Here is an 18951-nt window from a genome sequence, read left to right on the forward strand (position 1 = left end):
TGTGCTCCATGGTCTTCCCGTTCACCCCGCCGCCTGCTGTCACCACCCGCCCCACCCTGCAAGGGAACTTCGGGATGGTCTCCTCCACCCACTGGCTGGCTTCCGCGTCGGCCCAGGCGGTGCTCGAACGCGGCGGGAACGCATTCGACGCCGCGGCAGCGGGAGCCTTCGTGCTGCACGTGGTCGAACCCCATTTGAACGGGCCGGGCGGGGACATGAGCGCCCTCATCAGCGTCGCCGGAGCCGAGCCGAAGGTGCTGATGGGTCAGGGGCCGGCCCCGGCGGGTGCGACCATTGAGCATTTCCGCGGCGAAGGGCTTGACCTCGTCCCGGGCACCGGTGGGCTGGCCGCGGCAGTGCCCGGAGCGGTCGAGGCCTGGTTCACGCTGCTGGCCGAGCACGGCAGCTGGCCGCTGCCGGACATCCTGGAGTACGCGATCGGCTACGCCCGCGGCGGCCACCCGGTCGCGCCGCGCGTTACGGCCACCATCGGCGCCGTCCGCGAACTCTTCGAACAGCACTGGCCCAGCTCCGCCGCCCAGTGGATGCCCGGCGGGCGCGTCCCCGAGGCAGGTGAGCTGGTCACCAACCCTGCGTACGCACGCACCCTGGAACGGCTTGCCGCCGAGGCGGCCGGAGCGGGGAGCCGGCGCGAGGGCATTGAGGCTGCAGGCCGAGCCTGGCGGGAAGGATTTGTCGCTCGGGAAGCCGCGGCGTTCCTGAAGACGCCGCACCGGCATTCGACCGGTGGAGACCACGCCGCCGTGATCGGGGCCTCCGACTTCGCAGCCTTCCGGGCCGGGTTCGAGCCTGCAGTATCCGCGACCTTCCGTGGCGTCCGGGTTGCCAAGACCGGTCCCTGGGGGCAGGGGCCCGTCCTGCTGCAGACGCTGGCGATCCTCGACGGGTTCGACGACGCGCATCTGGATCCGTCTACGGAGCTGGGCGCCCACACCATCCTGGAGGCGCTGAAGCTGGCCATGGCAGACCGGGACGCCTACTACGGGGACCCGCAGGACAGCACCCGCGTGCCGCTGCAGCAGCTGCTCTCCTCCGGTTACGCAGCCGAGCGCCGCGCGCTGATCGGCGAGAGCGCATCCGCCGAGTTCCGGCCGGGCCGCATCGACGGCGTCGAGCCCTACCTGCCCAAGCTCCTCACCGAGGACGAGTGGCGCGCCGGAACCGCCGCCGCGCCGGACGGGGCGGTGGGCGAGCCGACGGTCCGAGCCTCCGGGGAGACCCGGGGCGACACCTGCCACCTTGCGGTCACGGACCGGCACGGCAACATGGTCGCGGCGACGCCGTCGGGCGGCTGGCTGCAGTCCTCCCCGACAGTGCCCGAACTGGGCTTCTGCCTCGGGACCCGGCTGCAGATGACGTGGCTGGAGTCGGAGGCGCCCTCCGCGCTACGGCCCGGCGGCCGGCCGCGCACTACGCTGACCCCCACCATGCTTTCCCGCGGCGGCCGGACCGACACCGCGCTGGGCTCCCCGGGCGGGGACCAGCAGGACCAGTGGCAGCTGCTCTACCTGCTGCGCACCATCGTGGGCGGCTATTCGCCGCAGGAAGCCATCGACGCGCCCGCTTTCCACACCACTTCCCTCGCCGGCTCGTTCTGGCCGCGCACCTGGGAGCCGGCCGGCGCCGTGGTCGAGGACCGGCTCGGCGAGGAGGTCATTGCCGGGCTGGAGCAACGCGGGCACCGGGTGACCCGGGCCGGTGACTGGTCCCTGGGCAGGCTCTGCGTGGCGGGCCGGAACCCGGCGAGCGGCGTGCTGTATGCGGCCGCCAATCCACGCGGGATGCAAGGCTATGCGGCCGGGCGATGAGGGGTTCCGGCAGGAACGGTTCGACCGGAGGGCGCTGCGCTTCGCGATCGGCTTTCCCTTCGTGCTCGCTGCCGTCTTTGACCTGCTGACCTGGCTGCTCCGCAGTCGCCTGCCTGATCCGCTGGCACTGCATTGGGGCTCTGCCGGGGCCGATGTCTTCGCGCCGCTGCCCGTGCTGCTCGCGGTTGCGGGGTGCTGCATCGTGGCCGGAGGCGCCGTCCTGATGATCCAAGGTGCGCGCCGCCGGGACTCGGCGGTGCTGAGCCGGATGCTGATGGGGGCGGGCACGGCGGTGGCCCTGCTGCTGGCAGCCGTTTTCGCGTCGCTGGTGGTCGGCCAGCTCGACGTGCCCGACGCGCGGGCCGGCAGCATGGACAGCATCGTCTTTGCGATGGGAGCCGGTGCCGCCCTCGGCCTGGGCGCCACGATGGGCTTTGTCTACCAGCCGCCGCCGCGCTGGACCGAACAGGACGAGGAGGCGGTCCGCCGGGTGCTCGCGCCGCAGCAGGAGGAATCCGGCCTGGTCTACTGGCTGCACCCGCGAAGCACGGTATACACCCTTCTCGTGATGATGGCGGTCTCTGTTGGCACCTTGACCGCGCTGGCCGCGTGGTGGCTCGGCGTGCTGGTGGTCCTGCTGGTGCTGCTCGCCGCCGCGTTCCTCGCGGCCCGGGTCGCCGCGGGTCCAGGCGGCCTGCAAGTCGCGGTCGCCGGGCTGGTCAGGGTGCTGAACGTGCCGGCCTCCGAGCTGGCCGGCGCCGAGGAACGGGAGGTAACCGCCCGCGACTACGGCGGCTGGGGCTACCGGGTCACGGCCGCCGGTTCCTCCTACCTGGTCGGCAGCGGGCCCGTCGTCGTCGTGCACCGCCGCGGCGGCCCCGACGTCGTGGTCGGAACGCGAAGCGCCGAGCGCGCAGCAGAGCTCGCCGCGGTGCTCCGGGCCGCAGGGTCAGCCGGGAGGTAACGAACAGGCCCGGTAACGTACAGGCCCGGTAACGAACCGGGCCGGCGCCGCGGAACTTGTACCCTAGAGTCGAGCGTTAATCTCCTTGGCCGCACGGGTCCCCGGCCCGCGCCGCCGCAGCACCTCCCGAGCAGAACGGAACTGCAGTGTCCTACCCCCGCGTCCACATCGCCACCGACCATGCCGGCCTGGAACTGAGTGCCCATCTGGTGGGCTATTTCAGCTCCAAGGGCTACGAGGTCGTTGACCACGGGCCGAAAGAATACGACCCCGAGGACGACTACCCCTCGTTCTGCATCCGGGCCGCTGAAGCGGTCGTCGCCGACCAGGTGTCCGGGGTGCACGCGCTCGGCGTCGTCCTGGGCGGTTCGGGCAACGGCGAGCAGATTGCGGCGAACAAGGTCCGCGGCGTGCGGGCAGCGCTGGCGTGGAACATTGACACGGCCCGCCTGGCGCGGGACCACAATGACGCGAACGTCATTGCCGTGGGCGGCCGGCAGCACTCGCTGGAAGAAGCCACCGAGCTGATCGAAGCGTTCCTGACGCACCCCTTCAGCCAGGCGCCGCGCCACGTCAGGCGGATCGGCAAGATTGCCGTCTATGAGACGAGCGGGGAAATCGTCGAGTAGCGAGCGGTCATGCCCGAGGGACATTCCATTCACCGGCTGGCGCACCAGTTCGGATCGGTCTTCTCCGGCCAGCCGCTGAGGGCATCGAGCCCGCAGGGCAGGTTCGCTGACGGCGCGCGGCTGCTTGATGGCCACGTGCTGCTGGGCGCGTCGGCGCACGGCAAGCAGCTCTTCCTGCATTTCGACCACGACCTCCATCTGCGGGTGCACCTGGGGCTCTACGGCGCCTGGGAGTTCGGCGGGGACGAGACGTTCGCCGGCGCCTCCAGCATCGGCGCGCCACGACGGGTGGGGGAGCAGGAAAGCGGCTCCGTGCGGGGCGGCGGCTACAACGGTCCTCCGGCCCCGGTTGGCGCGGTCCGGGTGCGGCTGGAATCGGAACACGGCTGGGCCGACCTGCGCGGCGCGTCGGCCTGCGAGGTGCTGACCGCGGAGCAGATGGCGGCGGTCACGGCAAGGCTGGGTCCTGACCCGCTGCACGCCGACGACGGCGCCGGCGCTGCCGAGTTCGCCCGCCGGCTGGGCGCGAAGTCCGCGGCGGTGGGGCAACTGCTGATGAACCAGGAAGTCATCGCCGGCGTGGGAAATGTGTACCGGGCCGAGGTGCTGTTCCTGCGCGGGCTGGACCCGCGGGCGCCCGGCCGGAGCGTACCCGAGGCCGAGGCGCTCGCGCTTTGGCGCACGGTGCGCTCCTGCATGTCCGACGGAGTGCACCAGGGCCGGATCGTCACCACCGAGCCGGCTGACCGCGGCAACCCGGACGGCCCGGCGTCGCGCGAGGACGCGCACTATGTCTACAAGCGGACGGGCCTGCCCTGCCGGCGCTGCGGGACGCCGGTGGCGCAGGCGGAGATGGCCGCCCGGAAGCTGTACTGGTGCCCCGGCTGCCAGGGCGGCTCCGCCTGATTCGTCCCGGACCCAGGACCAGCTCAGACGCAGGATCAGGACGCGGGAGTGCCCGCGCACTGCGGGCAGACCCCGCGGAGGACGACCTGGGCGGACTCGATGACCGCTCCCGGCAGCTGCAGCCCCAGCAGGTCCTGCACCGGGGTGGCGGCAGGCACGTCCAGGAGGGCCTCGCACCGGCGGCAGAGGAAGTGGTGGTGGCTGTGGCCGTGCACCTCATACAGTGCGGTCCCGGGGCCGGCGTCGACGGCGGCGACCAGCCCGGCGTCGGCGAGGGCTTTCAAGGCGTTGTACACGCTGGTGCGGGGCAGGCCCGGTCCGTCACCGGCCACTGCCGCGGCGACCTGGTCGGCCGAGCGGTGCCCGCCCAGCCGGGCCAGGGTGCGGTAGACGGTGAGCCGGGGACCGGTGACGCGCAGCCCGCGGGAGCGCAGCCGGGCCGCGACGTCGTCGGACGTCGGGTGCGCAAGGGGATCAACGGTCACCGCTGCCCTCCTCCGGGTCGACGCAGCTCGAGTGCTTACACATTATCCAGATTTAGACCCTGTACAAATTTAGACGCTGTACAAATTTAGACGCAGTACAGATTTAGACGCAGTACAGATTTAGACGCAGTACAAATAAGCAGGCCGAGTGACTTAAAAACAGAAGGCCCCTCCGGAGAGGGGCCAGACGAGGGGATGACGGGAATCGAACCCGCGTAATCAGTTTGGAAGACTGAGGCTCTACCATTGAGCTACATCCCCGAAGGGCCGGCACCTTCAGTGCGCCATGGCGGTGAACCGCCCGCAATCCGTGCCGTCGGTCATTGCGACCGGAGATAACTAAATCATACCTGCGGCCGGTAGTGTCAAATGTGCAACACCGCTCGCTTTCGCTTTAGACTAGCCTGTGCACTACGGGGCGTAGCGTAGTGGCTAGCGCGCCTGCTTTGGGAGCAGGAGATCGCAGGTTCGAGTCCTGTCGCCCCGACACGGCTGGCCCGGCATCCGCCCGGGGAGTCGCCATCATCCACCAATCCAGGAGTACTCCGCTGTGAAGAGCGCCGTCGAGAACATCAATCCCACCCGGGTCAAGCTCAATGTTGAGGTCCCCTTCGAGGAATTGAAGCCAAGCATCGACGAGGCCTACAAGACCATCGCCTCGCAGATCCAGGTCCCCGGATTCCGCAAGGGCAAGGTCCCCAGCAAGCTGATCGACCAGCGCGTCGGCCGCGGCTATGTCCTGGAGACCGCCATCAACGAGGGCCTGAACGGCTTCTACCAGAACGCCGTGCAGGAGACGGGCATCCGCCCGCTGAGCCGCCCCGAGGTCGAGGTGACCGAGGTCCCGGACCCGACCGCCACCGACGGCCAGCTCAAGTTCCACGTCGAGGTCGACATCCGTCCCGAGGTTGAACTGCCCGACTACAGCGGCATCGCCGTCGAGGTCGAGGCCGCCGAGACGTCCGACGCCGACGTGGAGACGGCCCTCGACGAGCTGCGCGGCCGCTTCGGCACGCTCAAGCCGGTCGAGCGTCCCGCCGCCGACGGCGACTTCCTGACCATCGACATCAGCGCCAAGGTCGACGGCGAAGAGGTCGACTCCGCGACGGGCCTGTCCTACCAGGTCGGCTCCGGCACCATGCTCGAAGGCCTCGACGAGGCTGTCACCGGACTCTCCGTCGACGAGTCGGCAATCTTCGACACCAAGCTCGTCGGCGGCGACCACGCCGGCGAGGACGCGCAGGTGTCGGTGAAGGTCACTGCTGTCAAGGAGCGCGAGCTGCCGGTGGCCAACGACGACTTCGCCCAGCTGGCCAGCGAGTTCGACACCCTTGAGGAACTGCGCGCCGACCTGGCCAAGCAGGCAGGGGAGTCCGCGATCGTCAAGCAGGGCGTCGAAGCCCGCGACAAGGTGCTCGACAAGCTCGTCGAAATGATCGAGGTTCCGGTTCCGGAATCCGTCATCACCGAGCAGATCGAGCAGCACTTCAACGCCGAGGCCGGCCAGCAGGCCGAGGACCACGACACCGAAGAGCACCGCGCCGAGGTCAAGACCAACGCCGAGCGCGCCTTCAAGAACGAGATCATCCTCGACGCTATTGCGGAGAAGGAAGAGGTCGGCGTCAGCCAGAACGAGCTGATCGACTACATCGTCTCGACGGCCAGCCAGTACGGCATGGACCCGAACCAGTTCGCCCAGCTGATCGACCAGAGCGGCCAGGTCCCGATGATGGTGTCCGAGGTCCGCCGCCGCAAGGCCCTCGCCGTGGTGCTGGCCGAAGCCAAGGTCACCGACAGCAAGGGCGAGACCGTGGACCTGAGCGAGTTCGTGCGCCCCGCGGGTGAAGAGGAAGCTCCGGCTGCCGAAGAGGCTCCCGAGGCATCCGAAGAAACCGCCGCGCAGGCCAAGACCCCGGCCGCCGACGATCCGGGTGCAGCCCGCTTCTAGTCCCGCAGCGCCACCGGCCGCCGTCCTCCACCATGGAGGGCGGCGGCCGTTGTTTAAGCGGCTCCGGCACTGGTGCGCCGTCAGCGAACAGCACGCTTTGCGGAAACAAAACGCGGGCCGGAACGGCTACTGTCCAAAGAGGAAACAGAAGGCAGGCATTGTCTGACTTGGCCAGTCCACAGCGAGTGAGAGGTACCAACCAATGTCCAACGAAACACCGGCCCCCACCATGGCCGCCGTTGAGCCGGCCAGCCGGGACGATTACATCTACAACCGTCTGCTGCGCGAGCGCATCATCTGGCTGGGCTCGGAGGTGCGGGACGAGAACGCGAACACCATCTGCTCGCAGCTGCTGCTGCTCTCGGCCGAGGACCCCGAGAAGGACATCTACCTCTACATCAACTCCCCGGGCGGATCGATCACGGCCGGCATGGCGATCTACGACACGATGCAGTTCATCCCGAACGACGTTGTCACGGTCGCCACGGGCCTGGCAGCGTCGATGGGACAGTTCCTGCTTTCTTCCGGCACCAAGGGCAAGCGCTACGCGACCCCCAACGCCCGCATCCTCATGCACCAGCCTTCCGGCGGCATCGGCGGCACGGCGTCGGACATCAAGATCCAGGCCGAGCTGATCCTGCACATGAAGAAGGTCATGGCTGAGCTCACCGCCGAGCAGACCGGGCAGACCGTGGAGCAGATCCTCAAGGACAACGACCGCGACAAGTGGTTCACGGCGGCCGAAGGCCTTGAATACGGCTTCTTCGACAAGATCGCAGCGCACTCCGGGTCCGTCTCGGGCGGCGGCGGAACTGCGCAGAACTGACCGGCACCGAGACACACCAGGAGACCAGCACCATGAACTTCAACTTCAGCGCCGCCGGCGGATCCGCGCAGAACATGCCCACCAGCCGCTACGTGCTTCCCCAGTTCGAGGAGCGCACGCCGTACGGCTTCAAGCGCCAGGACCCCTACACCAAGCTTTTCGAGGACCGCATCATCTTCCTGGGCGTCCAGGTCGATGACGCATCGGCCGATGACATCATGGCCCAGCTGCTGGTGCTCGAGTCCACGGACCCGGACCGCGACATCACGCTCTACATCAACTCCCCGGGCGGCTCGTTCACCGCGATGACGGCCATCTACGACACGATGCAGTACATCCGGCCCGAGATCCAGACGGTGTGCCTGGGCCAGGCTGCCAGTGCCGCGGCCGTGCTGCTGGCTGCCGGCACCCCCGGCAAGCGCCTGGCACTGCCGAACGCCCGCGTGCTCATCCACCAGCCCGCCCTCGCCGGCGGCGACCGCGGCCAGGCCTCCGACATCGAGATCCAGGCCAACGAAGTCATGCGTATGCGCAGCTGGCTTGAGACGACCCTCGGCCGCCACTCCGGGCGCACACCGGAACAGGTCAACAACGACATCGAGCGCGACAAGATCCTGACCGCCGAGGAGGCCCGCGACTACGGCCTGATCGACCAGGTCCTGGACTCCCGCAAGATCAAGGCCACGGCCATCGCCAAGTAGGCGCCGGCAGCACACGCCGGAGCCGCCCGCGTAAAGTCGGCGGCTCCGGCGTTTGCTGTACCCGCTCTGTCGGTGATGTGCCCTACAGTGGAGCTAGCCAGTTTTTCAGGCATCGTCCTTCGGGACAGGCCGGGCACCCGGTGCACCGGCCGCAGCGCGAGAGTAAGACACGAAGGGAACTCCACATGGCTCGAATAGGCGAGAGCGCTGATCTGCTGAAGTGCTCTTTCTGCGGCAAGAGCCAAAAGCAGGTCCGCAAACTCATTGCGGGCCCGGGCGTCTATATCTGCGACGAGTGCATCGAGCTGTGCAACGAGATCATCGAGGAAGAGCTCGCTGAAGTCGCGGATCTGGGCAGCTTCGAGCTCCCGAAGCCGCGGGAGATCTTCGAATTCCTGCAGGAATACGTCATCGGCCAGGAGCCGGCGAAGCGCTCGCTCGCCGTCGCCGTCTACAACCACTACAAGCGGATCCAGGCAGGGCACGCGCCCAAGAACGGATCGCTCGTCGACGGCGGACACCACGACGACGTGGAGATCGCCAAGTCCAACATTCTGCTGATCGGCCCGACAGGCTGCGGCAAGACCTATCTGGCCCAGACGCTGGCCCGACGGTTGAACGTGCCTTTCGCCGTGGCGGACGCGACGGCGCTTACCGAAGCCGGATATGTGGGCGAGGACGTCGAGAACATCCTGCTGAAACTGATCCAGGCTGCCGACTACGACGTCAAGAAGGCCGAGCAGGGAATCATCTACATTGACGAGATCGACAAGATCTCGCGCAAGAGCGAGAACCCCTCGATCACCCGCGACGTGTCCGGCGAAGGCGTCCAGCAGGCCCTGCTGAAAATCCTCGAAGGAACGGTGGCATCCGTGCCCCCGCAGGGCGGCCGCAAGCACCCGCACCAGGAGTTCATCCAGATTGACACGACGAACGTGCTCTTCATCGTGGCCGGGGCTTTTGCCGGGCTCGAGGAGATCATCGGTTCACGCGCCGGCAAGAAGGGCATCGGGTTCGGCGCGCCGCTGTCCTCGCTGAAGGATGACGACGGCAACGGTTATGCGGACGTGATGCCGGAGGACCTGCTCAAGTTCGGCCTCATTCCCGAGTTCATCGGGCGCCTGCCGGTCATCACCACCGTCTCGAAGCTTGACCGGACGGCGCTGATCCAGATCCTCGCCGAGCCCAAGAACGCCCTGATCAAGCAGTACCAGAGGATGTTCCAGCTGGACGGCGTCGAGCTGGTGTTTGAAGAGGAAGCGCTGAACGCGATCGCCGACCAGGCGCTCGAACGCGGCACCGGTGCGCGCGGCCTGCGGGCGATCATGGAGGACGTGCTCCAGCCGGTGATGTTCGACCTGCCGAGCCGGGACGACATCGCCAGCGTGGTCATCACCGCGGACGTCGTGGCCAAGGTCGCACAGCCGACGCTGGTCCCGCACGACGTTGTCAAGCGCCGCAAGACGGCCTGATCCCTCGGTGCCTCCGCCGGCCGGGGGTTCAGCAAGCCGTCCCGTATAGTGCCAAGGACCCGGAGTTCGCTCCGGGTCCTTCCCATCAGCTCCGGAGGCAACCCCCATGTCGAATACACCCTCGGACGACCGCAGCCCCGAACAGCCCGGCGGCTATGGCCGGCAGCAGCCCGGGTCGTATGGTGAGCGGCAGCCCGGATCGTATGGTGAGCGGCAGCCCGGACCGTATGGTGAGCAGCAGCCCGGACAGTATGGCCAGCAGCAGTCCTACCAGCCCCCGCAGTACGGACCGCCGCAGCCGTGGCAGCAACAGGCCGCCTACGCCGGCTACCAGAGCCCGGGCGTCTTCGGCGGCTACGCGCCGGTGGGAACCGCGCTGCGCAACGCTGCTCCGGTCAGCGCCGGGCTGCAGATCGCGGCCAATTTCGTGGACGGCTTGATCACCGGCGTGATTGGACTGGTCGTGTTTTTCGCGTCGCTCGGACCGGCCTATGCAAACCTGTTGTCCTACTCCGCGACCAGCCCGGCGTCGACGAGCCGGACCGTGGCCGGACAGTTCGCCGCGCAGGCCTTCACCGGAATGGCCGTTTTCGGCGTCGTGATGCTCGCACTGGGGATCTTCCTCTGGTGGTGGCTGGCCAGGAAGGGAAAGAGCTTCGGCTTCGCCGTCTTCGGCCTGCGGCTGGTGAGCGCCCAGGACGGGCAGCCCCTGGGCTGGGGGAAGACTTTCCTGCGCTATTTGGTTATGAGCTTGGGAAGCTCTTTGACCGGTGGCCTGCTGGGTCTGCTGTTCTGGCTTTCCCCGCTGTTCGATTCGACGTCCGGGTGGTTCCGGGCGTGGCAGGACAAGATGGTCGACGGCGTCATGATCAACCACAAGCTTGGCCAGGACACTCTGGCCCCGCGCTGACCCGCGACGAAGGAGAAATTGATGAGCGAGACCCGCAACAAGGCTGATTTCTGGTTCGACCCGATGTGCCCCTTCGCCTGGATCACCTCCCGGTGGATCGGCGAGGTTTCGCAGGTGCGCAACCTCGACGTCGACTGGCACGTGATGAGCCTCGCGATCCTGAACGAGGACAAGGATGATCTGCCTGAAAGCTACCAGGACCTGATGAAGAAGGCCTGGGGGCCGGTGCGCGTGATCACCGCCGCCAGCGAACTGCACGGAGCCGGGGTTGTGAAGCCGCTCTACGACGCCATGGGAACCCGGATCCACAACGAGGGCAACGGCGACATTGCGCGCGTGATTGAGGAGTCACTGGCCGAGGCCGGCCTCCCGGCGGACCTGGCAGCCTTCGCCGAGCTGGACAAATACGACACCCAGCTCCGGGCCAGCCATGAGGAAGGCATCAGCAAGGTGGGCCAGGAAGTCGGCACCCCCGTCGTCGCCTTCAACGGCACCGCTTTCTTCGGGCCGGTGCTGACCCGCATCCCGCGCGGCGAGACCGCCGGCAGGATCTGGGACGGCGCCGTCGCGATGGCCGAGTTCCCGTTCTTCTACGAACTCAAGCGCAGCCGCACGACGAGCCCCGAGTTCGACTAAGCGCAGCGGTTTGTGTGCGCCGGTCCTCTAAAAAACCTCTTGCGAAAGCCGCGACGCAGGAGCAGAATTAATCCACGCTGAACGAAAGAACAGCGGGAACGGACACCAAGGATTCAGTGTTCTGGGATGGGTGAAAATTCATCCGCAGACTGCCGGTGATGAGGCAGAAAGACCTGAAAGTCCAAGGAGTCCGGGAGGCTCGGAACGTCACAGCCGAACCAAAAAGTCGAAGCCCCTCCAACGCGTATACGCTGAAGGGGCTTCCCCTTTTAATCCCGCGGCGACCTAGGCTTTGACCGACTCCTCGGGAGCGGCCAGAGCGACGTCGCTGACGGTGAGCTCACCGCCAGCTTCCACGAGCGTGATCTCCCGGGCGTTGCCGGCGGCCTTCAGGTCCCCGAGGCCGGCATGCAGGCGCGCGACGTCTCCGGCGGGGGCGGTGATGGTCGCCTCCAGGACCTCGGTGCGCTGCTTGACCTTGGCTTCGGACTTGGCTTTGCGCAGGCCGCTCAGGGCCGCACCGACGGTCGCCAGCATGGCAACGTCGCCGTCGTTCACAGCCACCGGCTGCGGCCAGGACGCCCGGTGCACCGATCCGGCACGCCACCAGGACCAGACCTCCTCGGTGGCGAACGGCAGGAACGGCGCGAACAGCCGCAGCAGGGCGTCCAGCGTGGTCGCCAGTGCCGCGAGCACCGAGGCCTGGCCGGCGTCCCCCGCAGCCCCGTACGCGCGGTCCTTGATCAGCTCCACGTAATCGTCAGTGAAGGACCAGAAGAAGGTCTCGGCGATCTGCAGGGCCTTCGCGTAGTCGTAGGCGTCGAACGCCTTCGTGGCGTCGGCGACGACGTCGGCGAGCTGGGTCAGCAGCGCGCGGTCCAGCGGATTGGACAGCACGTCGCCGTCGGTGGCCAGAACGGACTTCTCGGTCGCACCGAGGTTCAGCACGAACTTGGAGGCGTTGAGCAGCTTGATGGCCAGCCGGCGGCCGATCTTCATCTGCCCGATTTCGTACGCCGTGTCGGCGCCGAGCCGGGCCGAGGCGGCCCAGTAGCGCACGGCGTCGGAGCCGTATTCCTCGAGCACGTCCGTCGGCACGATGACGTTGCCCTTGGACTTGGACATCTTCTTCCGGTCCGGGTCCAGCACCCAGCCGGAGATGGCCGCGTGCTTCCACGGGACCGAATCCTGCAGGGCGTCGGCCCGGACCGCGGAGGAGAAGAGCCAGGTGCGGATGATCTCGTGCGCCTGCGGGCGCACGTCGAAGGGGAAGACCTTGGCGAACAGCTCGTCATCGCGGCTCCAGCCGCCCACGATCTGCGGGGTGAGTGAGGAGGTGGCCCAGGTGTCCAGGACATCGGGATCGCCGGTGAAGCCGCCCGGCACGTCGCGCTGCGATTCGTCGTAGCCCGGCGCCGGTTCGGCCGCCGGGTCCACCGGGAGCATCCCGTCGGAGGGGAGCACCGGGTTCCCGTAGTCGGGGTTCCCTGCGGCGTCGAGCGGGTACCACACCGGGATCGGGACGCCGAAGAAGCGCTGGCGGGAGACCAGCCAGTCGCCGTTGAGTCCCTCGACCCAGTTCTCGTAGCGCGAGCGCATGAAGGCCGGGTGCCACTGGAGTTCGCGTCCGCGTCCGACGAGCCGCTCGCGCCGGTCGGCGTCGCGGCCGCCGTTGCGGATGTACCACTGGCGGCTGGTGACGACCTCGAGCGGCTTGTCGCCCTTTTCGTAGAAGTTCACCGGGTGGGTGATCGGCTTCGGCTCCCCGTCGAGGTCGCCGCTGCCGCGCAGCAGCTCGACGATGGCCTCCTTGGCGCTGAACGTCGTCTTGCCGGCGAGGGCGGCGTAGTTCTGCTCGGCTGCCTCGCCGCTGATCCAGGCGGGAGTGTCCGTGATGATGCGCCCGTCGCGGCCGACAACCGGACGCGTGGGCAGCTGCAGTTCGCGCCACCAGGTGACGTCGGTCAGGTCGCCGAAGGTGCAGATCATGGCGATGCCGGAGCCCTTGTCCGGCTTGGCCAGCGGGTGGGCCTTGATCTCGACCTCAACCCCGAAGAGGGGCGAGGTGACGGTGCTGCCGAAGAGCGGCTGGTACCGCTCGTCGTCCGGGTGGGCGACGAGGGCCACACAGGCCGGGATCAGTTCCGGTCGGGTGGTCTCGATGAAAACCTTGGAGCCGTCCTGGGCGTGGAAGGCAACGCGGTGGTAGGCGCCGGGCCGCTCACGGTCCTCCAGTTCGGCCTGGGCGACGGCGGTCCGGAAGGTGACGTCCCAGAGCGTCGGTGCTTCGGCCATGTAGGCGTCGCCGGCGGCCAGGTTGGCCAGGAAGGCGCGCTGGCTCACGGCGCGGGAGGTGTCGTCGATGGTGCGGTAGGACAGGTCCCAATCCACCGAGAGGCCGAGGGTGCTGAAGAGGTCCTCGAAGACCTTTTCGTCGTCGACTGCCAGCTCTTCGCACAGCTCGATGAAATTGCGGCGCGAGATCTGGTCGAAGTCGCGCTCGTTCTTCGCCGGAGTGGCCGGCGGGCGGTAGCCGGGGTCGTAGGGCAGCGAAGGGTCGCAGCGCACCCCGAAGTAGTTCTGCACCCGGCGTTCGGTGGGCAGGCCGTTGTCGTCCCATCCCATCGGGTAGAACACGTTCTTGCCGCACATGCGCTGGTAGCGTGCCAGGACGTCTGTCTGGGTGTAGGAGAACATGTGTCCCACATGCAGCGAGCCCGACGCTGTGGGCGGGGGAGTGTCGATCGAGTACACGGCCTCGCGGGTGGTGTCCGGATTGAACTTGTAGGTACCTTCCGAGCGCCAGCGCTGCGTCAAAGCAGCCTCAAGCCCTTCGAGTGCGGGACGGTCGGGAACGTTGATGGGCGTGTCTGTGCCCGGGGTGAGATCTGCCATGGGCCCAATTCTTTCACGGCCCGCGAGTAGCATGCGTCGTATGAATGTGCCGCTCACGAAACGGATCTATGACGAGCCTGCCCCCGACGACGGCTTCCGAGTCCTTGTGGACCGCCTCTGGCCGCGCGGCCTGAGCAAGGACAAAGCCCAGGTGGATCTATGGCTGAAGGAGATCGCGCCCTCCACCGAACTGCGGCACTGGTTCCACTCCGGGGCGGGAAATTTCGCGGAGTTCAGCGAACGGTACCTGGCCGAACTGGACGCCAACCCGGCGGTCGCCCGGCTCGAGCGGCTTCTGACGGAGCAGCCGGTGGTCACACTGCTGTACTCAGTGCGGGACGAGGAATCCAACCATGCTCGCATCCTGCAGCGGTACCTTTCCACGGATATTGTCGGCTCTGACTAGGCTGGGACCATGACGAAACGAGTGGTGGTTACAGGAGCAAGTTCAGGCATCGGCGCGGCAGCTGTCCGCGCCTTGGCCGCCAGCGGCTGGGACGTCATCGCCGTCGCGCGCCGCGAAGAGAAGCTCAAGGAGGTCGCCGCCGGAGCCGGCGCGACCGCGCTCGTCGCGGACATCACCGCCCAGGCCGACGTCGACCGGCTGGTGCACGAAGTGCTCGCCGGCGGCGGCATCGACGCCCTGGTCAACATTGCCGGCGGGGCCTTCGGCGTCGACAGCGTGGCCGAGGGGAAGGTCGCGGACTGGCAGCGCATGTACGACGTGAACGTGCTGGGCACGCTGCGCGTGACCCAGGGCTTCCTGCCCGCGCTGCGCGCGAACGGCGAGGGGACCATCCTGCTGCTTACCTCCACGGCGGCGCTGACGGCCTACGAAGGCGGGGGCGGCTATGTCGCTGCCAAGCACGCCGAGCGGGCAATCGCCAACACGCTGCGGCTGGAAGAGGCCGAGCACAACGTGCGCGTGATCGACATCGAGCCCGGGATGGTCCGCACCGAGGAATTCTCGCTGAACCGCCTGGGCGGGGACACGGCCGCGGCCGACAAGGTGTACGAGGGAGTCGAGAAGCCGCTGACCGCCGAGGACGTGGCCGACGTGATTGCCTACTCGCTCAACCTCCCGCACCACATCAACCTCGACCAGGTGGTCATCCGGCCGGTGGCGCAGGCCGCCGCACACAAGGTGATCCGCAAGTAGCAGCCCGCCGTTTCAGCAGGCCGCGTGCCCGCGCCGAAATGGCGGCGCGGGCACGCGGCACAGTAGACTGGTCGCACCAGCTTTGACCCGGCCATCACCGGTGAGCTTCCGGAAGAAAACGGCCCCCGGGCCGCCAGTAGAACCGGACGGGTACGCCCGTCACAGCGCTAATGAGCGGTTGTCCGTCGTATCCGCGACTGCGGGGCGGCGGACAGCAAGTGAGGTGGTACCGCGGTACCGGCCAAGGCCCCCCGGGGCGGCGGCGGGAGCCGTCCTCGCATCCTGACAGCACCCACACGCCAGCTCTTTCCAGGATGACAAACATGACGCCGCAGTACCCGAAGGCCAGTACCGCACACACTCCCGCCAACGCTTCCGTGCGCTTCCCCGAAATCGAGGAGCGTGTCCTGAAGTACTGGGCCGAGGACGGCACCTTCCAGGCCAGCATTGACAACCGCGGTGCGGGGGAGAACGGCAGCAACGAGTTCGTCTTCTACGACGGGCCGCCCTTCGCGAACGGGCTGCCGCACTACGGCCACCTGCTCACCGGCTATGCCAAGGACCTCGTCGGCCGGTACCAGACCCAGCGCGGCCGCCGCGTCGAACGCCGCTTCGGCTGGGACACCCACGGCCTGCCCGCCGAGCTCGAGGCGATGAAGCAGCTGGGCATGACGGACAAGACCCAAATCGAGGCCATGGGCATCGACAAGTTCAACGACGCCTGCCGCGCCTCGGTGATGAAGTACGCCGACGAGTGGAAGGACTACGTCACCCGCCAGGCCCGCTGGGTGGACTTCGAGAACGACTACAAGACGCTCAACGTCGAGTACATGGAATCCGTCATCTGGGCCTTCAAGCAGCTGCACGAGAAGGGCCTGACCTACAACGGCTATCGCGTGCTGCCCTACTGCTGGGTGGATGAGACGCCGCTCTCCAACCACGAGCTGCGCATGGACGACGACGTCTACAAGATGCGCCAGGACCAGACGGTCACCGTCACCTTCCCGCTGCTTGCGGGTCAGAGCGGAACCAGCCGCGAACTCGCGGGCGTGCGCGCGCTGGCCTGGACGACGACGCCGTGGACGCTGCCCACCAACGCCGCTCTCGCCGTCGGCCCCGGGATCCGCTACGCCGTCGTCCCGGCCGGCCCCGCAGCGGCCGAGGCCCACACCGGCGCCCGGTTCCTGATTGCCGCGGACCTGCTGGGCTCCTACGCGAAGGACCTCGGATACACCTCGGCGGAGGAAGCGAACGCCGCCGTCTCGGCCACCTACCTGGGCAGCCAGCTCGAAGGGATCGGCTACGAGCCGCTCTGGCACCACTACGCCGACACCGAAAAATGGGGCACGCAGAACGCCTGGCGCATCCTCGTGGCCGACTACGTCACGACCACCGACGGCACCGGCATCGTGCACCAGGCGCCCGCCTTCGGCGAGGACGACCAGAAGGTGTGCGAGGAGAACGGCATCCCCGTCATCGTCTCGGTGGACGAGGGAGCAAAGTTCCTGCCGTACTTCGCGCACACGGAACTGGCTGACATTGCCGGGCTGCAGGTCTTCGAAGCGAACAAGCCCATCACGCAGCACCTGAAGGCGTCCGGCCGGCTGGTCCGGCAGGCCAGCTACGAGCACTCGTACCCGCATTGCTGGCGGTGCCGCAACCCGCTGATCTACCGTGCCGTTTCCTCCTGGTTCGTCGAGGTCACGAAGATCAAGGACCGGATGGTCGAGCTGAACCAGCAGATCAACTGGATCCCGGAGAACGTCAAGGACGGCCAGTTCGGCAAGTGGCTGGAAAACGCGCGTGACTGGTCGATCAGCCGCAACCGGTACTGGGGCAGCCCGATCCCGGTCTGGCAGTCCGATGACCCGGACTACCCGCGCACCGACGTCTACGGCTCGCTGGCGGAGCTCGAAGCCGACTTCGGGCGCCTGCCGCTCAACGCCGACGGACAGGTGGACCTGCACCGGCCGTTCATTGACGAGCTCACCCGGCCGAACCCGGACGATCCGACGGGGAAGTCCACGATGCGCCGCGTCAGCGACGTGCTCGACGTCTGGTTCGACTCCGGGTCGATGCCCTATGCCCAGGTGCACTACCCGCACGAGAACCAGGACTGGTTCGAGCACCACAACCCGGGCGACTTCATCGTCGAGTACATCGGCCAGACCCGCGGCTGGTTCTACACGCTGCACATCCTGGCCACCGCACTGTTCGACCGGCCGGCCTTCCGCAACGTGATCAGCCACGGCATCGTGCTCGGCTCGGACGGGCAGAAGATGTCCAAGAGCCTGCGCAACTACCCGGACGTGTCCGAGGTGCTGGACCGCGACGGTTCGGACGCGATGCGCTGGTTCCTGATGGCGTCGCCCATCCTGCGCGGCGGCAACCTGGTGGTGACCGAACAGGGCATCCGCGAGGGCGTCCGGCAGGTGCTGCTGCCGCTGTGGAACAGCTGGAACTTCTTCACCCTGTACGCAAACTCGGCCGACGGCGGCAACGGGCACGAGGCGCAGCTGCGTTACACCGGCTACAGCAACGACCTTGACCGCTACCTGCTCTCCAATACCGGCGCGCTCGTGACGGAGATGACGGCGGCGCTGGACGAGTACGACATCTCCGGCGCCTGTGACACCCTGCGCGAGTACATGGACATGCTCACGAACTGGTACGTCCGGCGCAGCCGCCAGCGCTTCTTCGAGGAGGACGCCGACGCCTTCGACGCGCTCTACACTGCGCTCGAGGCCGTCTGCCGGGTCGCCGCGCCCCTGCTGCCGCTGGTGTCCGAAGAGATCTGGCGCGGGCTCACCGGCGGCCGCTCGGTGCACCTGGCGGACTGGCCGGACGCCGCGCAGTTCGAGGCCAACGACGAGCTCGTCGCGGCGATGGACCGCACCCGGCAGATCTGCTCGGTGGGCTCAAGCCTGCGCAAGGCCGGCAACCTGCGGGTCCGGCTGCCGCTTCCCGGCCTGACAGTGGTGGCGCCGTCGGCTGACTCGCTGACCGCCGGCTACCAGGCAGTGATCGCGGAGGAGCTGAACCTCAAGGCGGTCCGGGTCGTGGACGCGGACCAGGCCGACGCCGCGGAGTTCGGCATCTCGCAGAAGCTCGTGGTCAACGCGCGTGCGGCCGGTCCGCGCTTGGGCAAGGACGTGCAGCGTGCCATCAAGGGATCCAAGTCCGGCGACTGGTCGGTCAGCGACTCCGGCACGGTGACCGCCGGCGGCCTGGAACTCGAACCGCATGAGTACACGCTCGAGACCGTGGTCGCCGAATCCGCCGGCGGAGCAGCGGCGGCGAAGGCCGTCGCGGTGCTGCCCGGGGGAGGGTTCGTGGTCCTGGACACCGCGGTGACGCCCGAACTGGAGGCCGAAGGCATCGCCCGTGACATGATCCGCTCCATCCAGCAGGCCCGGAAGGACGCGGACCTGAATGTGAGCGACCGGATCAGCACCACGGTGACGGGCCCGGCGGAGGTCCTCGAGGCCCTGCGCGCCAACGCGGAGCTCGTCAAGGGCGAGACCCTCAGCCTGGAGCTGGTGCTCGCCGAGGGCGTCGCCGGTGTCCGGGTGCAGAAGCAGGAGGCATAAG

General features: G+C 67.8%; 15 protein-coding genes and 2 tRNA genes. 14 read left to right on the top strand and 3 right to left on the bottom strand.

The annotated features are described in order from the left end of the window. Positions 1 to 8: 8 nt before the first annotated feature. From KIH31_RS14545 to KIH31_RS14560, 4 genes are all read left to right on the top strand, one after another. Entirely contained in the window at positions 9 to 1829 is a 1821-nt protein-coding gene (locus KIH31_RS14545) for a gamma-glutamyltransferase family protein (protein ID WP_214427852.1), read from the top strand. Beyond that, positions 1813 to 2793 carry a hypothetical protein gene (locus KIH31_RS14550; RefSeq protein ID WP_214427853.1) on the top strand — a complete coding sequence of 327 codons (981 nt, stop codon included), beginning with the start codon at positions 1813 to 1815 and terminating at the stop codon, positions 2791 to 2793. The genes KIH31_RS14545 and KIH31_RS14550 overlap by 17 nt, the downstream gene beginning before the upstream one ends. Positions 2794 to 2939: 146 nt before the next feature. Then, positions 2940 to 3422, top strand: a complete 483-nt coding sequence (locus KIH31_RS14555; RefSeq protein WP_214427854.1) for a ribose-5-phosphate isomerase — start codon at positions 2940 to 2942, stop codon at positions 3420 to 3422. A gap of 9 nt (positions 3423 to 3431) precedes the next feature. Continuing rightward, a complete protein-coding gene (locus KIH31_RS14560) occupies positions 3432 to 4328 on the top strand; it encodes an Fpg/Nei family DNA glycosylase (RefSeq protein WP_214427855.1) in 897 nt (298 codons plus the stop codon). Between the two features lie 35 nt (positions 4329 to 4363). Here the strand turns inward: KIH31_RS14560 and KIH31_RS14565 are convergent, their stop codons facing one another. Further along, positions 4364 to 4813 (bottom strand): Fur family transcriptional regulator, encoded by a 450-nt coding sequence (locus tag KIH31_RS14565; protein WP_214427856.1) that lies wholly within the window; start codon positions 4811 to 4813, stop codon positions 4364 to 4366. Between the two features lie 190 nt (positions 4814 to 5003). After that, a tRNA-Gly gene (locus KIH31_RS14570) sits at positions 5004 to 5074 on the bottom strand. Positions 5075 to 5227: 153 nt separating this feature from the next. Between KIH31_RS14570 and KIH31_RS14575 the strand changes: the two genes are divergently transcribed. The 7 genes from KIH31_RS14575 (at position 5228) to KIH31_RS14605 (ending at position 11306) form a co-directional block, all read left to right on the top strand. Beyond that, positions 5228 to 5300, top strand: a tRNA-Pro gene (locus tag KIH31_RS14575). 63 nt (positions 5301 to 5363) lie between these two features. Beyond that, positions 5364 to 6761, top strand: a complete 1398-nt coding sequence (gene tig / locus KIH31_RS14580; protein ID WP_214427857.1) for a trigger factor — start codon at positions 5364 to 5366, stop codon at positions 6759 to 6761. A gap of 229 nt (positions 6762 to 6990) precedes the next feature. After that, the gene (locus KIH31_RS14585; protein WP_214427920.1) at positions 6991 to 7587 is read left to right on the top strand and encodes an ATP-dependent Clp protease proteolytic subunit; all 597 of its coding nucleotides are present in this window, start codon (positions 6991 to 6993) and stop codon (positions 7585 to 7587) included. A gap of 32 nt (positions 7588 to 7619) precedes the next feature. Further along, complete coding sequence (locus tag KIH31_RS14590; protein ID WP_214427858.1) at positions 7620 to 8288, top strand: ATP-dependent Clp protease proteolytic subunit; 669 nt, start codon at positions 7620 to 7622, stop codon at positions 8286 to 8288. A gap of 185 nt (positions 8289 to 8473) precedes the next feature. Continuing rightward, positions 8474 to 9760 carry an ATP-dependent Clp protease ATP-binding subunit ClpX gene (gene clpX / locus KIH31_RS14595; protein ID WP_214427859.1) on the top strand — a complete coding sequence of 429 codons (1287 nt, stop codon included), beginning with the start codon at positions 8474 to 8476 and terminating at the stop codon, positions 9758 to 9760. A gap of 106 nt (positions 9761 to 9866) precedes the next feature. After that, positions 9867 to 10670: an RDD family protein gene (locus KIH31_RS14600; protein WP_214427860.1), complete on the top strand. Its 804-nt coding sequence runs from the start codon at positions 9867 to 9869 to the stop codon at positions 10668 to 10670. A gap of 21 nt (positions 10671 to 10691) precedes the next feature. Beyond that, positions 10692 to 11306, top strand: coding sequence for a DsbA family protein (locus KIH31_RS14605; RefSeq protein ID WP_214427861.1), 615 nt, complete (start codon positions 10692 to 10694; stop codon positions 11304 to 11306). Positions 11307 to 11591: 285 nt separating this feature from the next. Here the strand turns inward: KIH31_RS14605 and valS are convergent, their stop codons facing one another. Next, the gene (gene valS, locus KIH31_RS14610; protein WP_214427862.1) at positions 11592 to 14201 is read right to left on the bottom strand and encodes a valine--tRNA ligase; all 2610 of its coding nucleotides are present in this window, start codon (positions 14199 to 14201) and stop codon (positions 11592 to 11594) included. Positions 14202 to 14241: 40 nt separating this feature from the next. Here valS and KIH31_RS14615 point away from each other — a divergent pair, with 40 nt between their 5' ends. The 3 genes from KIH31_RS14615 (at position 14242) to ileS (ending at position 18950) form a co-directional block, all read left to right on the top strand. Continuing rightward, complete coding sequence (locus KIH31_RS14615) at positions 14242 to 14607, top strand: DUF488 domain-containing protein (protein ID WP_214427863.1); 366 nt, start codon at positions 14242 to 14244, stop codon at positions 14605 to 14607. Between the two features lie 9 nt (positions 14608 to 14616). Continuing rightward, positions 14617 to 15360, top strand: coding sequence for an SDR family oxidoreductase (locus KIH31_RS14620; RefSeq protein WP_214427864.1), 744 nt, complete (start codon positions 14617 to 14619; stop codon positions 15358 to 15360). A 323-nt stretch (positions 15361 to 15683) separates the two neighbouring features. Next, entirely contained in the window at positions 15684 to 18950 is a 3267-nt protein-coding gene (ileS, locus tag KIH31_RS14625) for an isoleucine--tRNA ligase (RefSeq protein WP_214427865.1), read from the top strand. The last annotated feature ends 1 nt before the right edge of the window (position 18951 follow it).

Source organism: Paenarthrobacter sp. DKR-5 (assembly GCF_018531425.1).
Lineage (GTDB): Bacteria > Actinomycetota > Actinomycetes > Actinomycetales > Micrococcaceae > DKR-5.

What these genes read in the sequence shown, in the direction of transcription:
- KIH31_RS14545 (WP_214427852.1), top strand. Translation starts at nt 9, where the DNA reads ATGGTCTTCCCGTTCACCCCGCCGCCTGCTGTCACCACCCGCCCCACC.
- KIH31_RS14550 (WP_214427853.1), top strand. Translation starts at nt 1,813, where the DNA reads ATGCGGCCGGGCGATGAGGGGTTCCGGCAGGAACGGTTCGACCGGAGG.
- KIH31_RS14560 (WP_214427855.1), top strand. Translation starts at nt 3,432, where the DNA reads ATGCCCGAGGGACATTCCATTCACCGGCTGGCGCACCAGTTCGGATCG.
- KIH31_RS14585 (WP_214427920.1), top strand. Translation starts at nt 6,991, where the DNA reads ATGGCCGCCGTTGAGCCGGCCAGCCGGGACGATTACATCTACAACCGT.
- KIH31_RS14590 (WP_214427858.1), top strand. Translation starts at nt 7,620, where the DNA reads ATGAACTTCAACTTCAGCGCCGCCGGCGGATCCGCGCAGAACATGCCC.
- clpX (WP_214427859.1), top strand. Translation starts at nt 8,474, where the DNA reads ATGGCTCGAATAGGCGAGAGCGCTGATCTGCTGAAGTGCTCTTTCTGC.
- KIH31_RS14600 (WP_214427860.1), top strand. Translation starts at nt 9,867, where the DNA reads ATGTCGAATACACCCTCGGACGACCGCAGCCCCGAACAGCCCGGCGGC.
- KIH31_RS14605 (WP_214427861.1), top strand. Translation starts at nt 10,692, where the DNA reads ATGAGCGAGACCCGCAACAAGGCTGATTTCTGGTTCGACCCGATGTGC.
- valS (WP_214427862.1), bottom strand. Translation starts at nt 14,201, where the DNA reads ATGGCAGATCTCACCCCGGGCACAGACACGCCCATCAACGTTCCCGAC.
- KIH31_RS14615 (WP_214427863.1), top strand. Translation starts at nt 14,242, where the DNA reads ATGAATGTGCCGCTCACGAAACGGATCTATGACGAGCCTGCCCCCGAC.
- KIH31_RS14620 (WP_214427864.1), top strand. Translation starts at nt 14,617, where the DNA reads ATGACGAAACGAGTGGTGGTTACAGGAGCAAGTTCAGGCATCGGCGCG.
- ileS (WP_214427865.1), top strand. Translation starts at nt 15,684, where the DNA reads ATGACGCCGCAGTACCCGAAGGCCAGTACCGCACACACTCCCGCCAAC.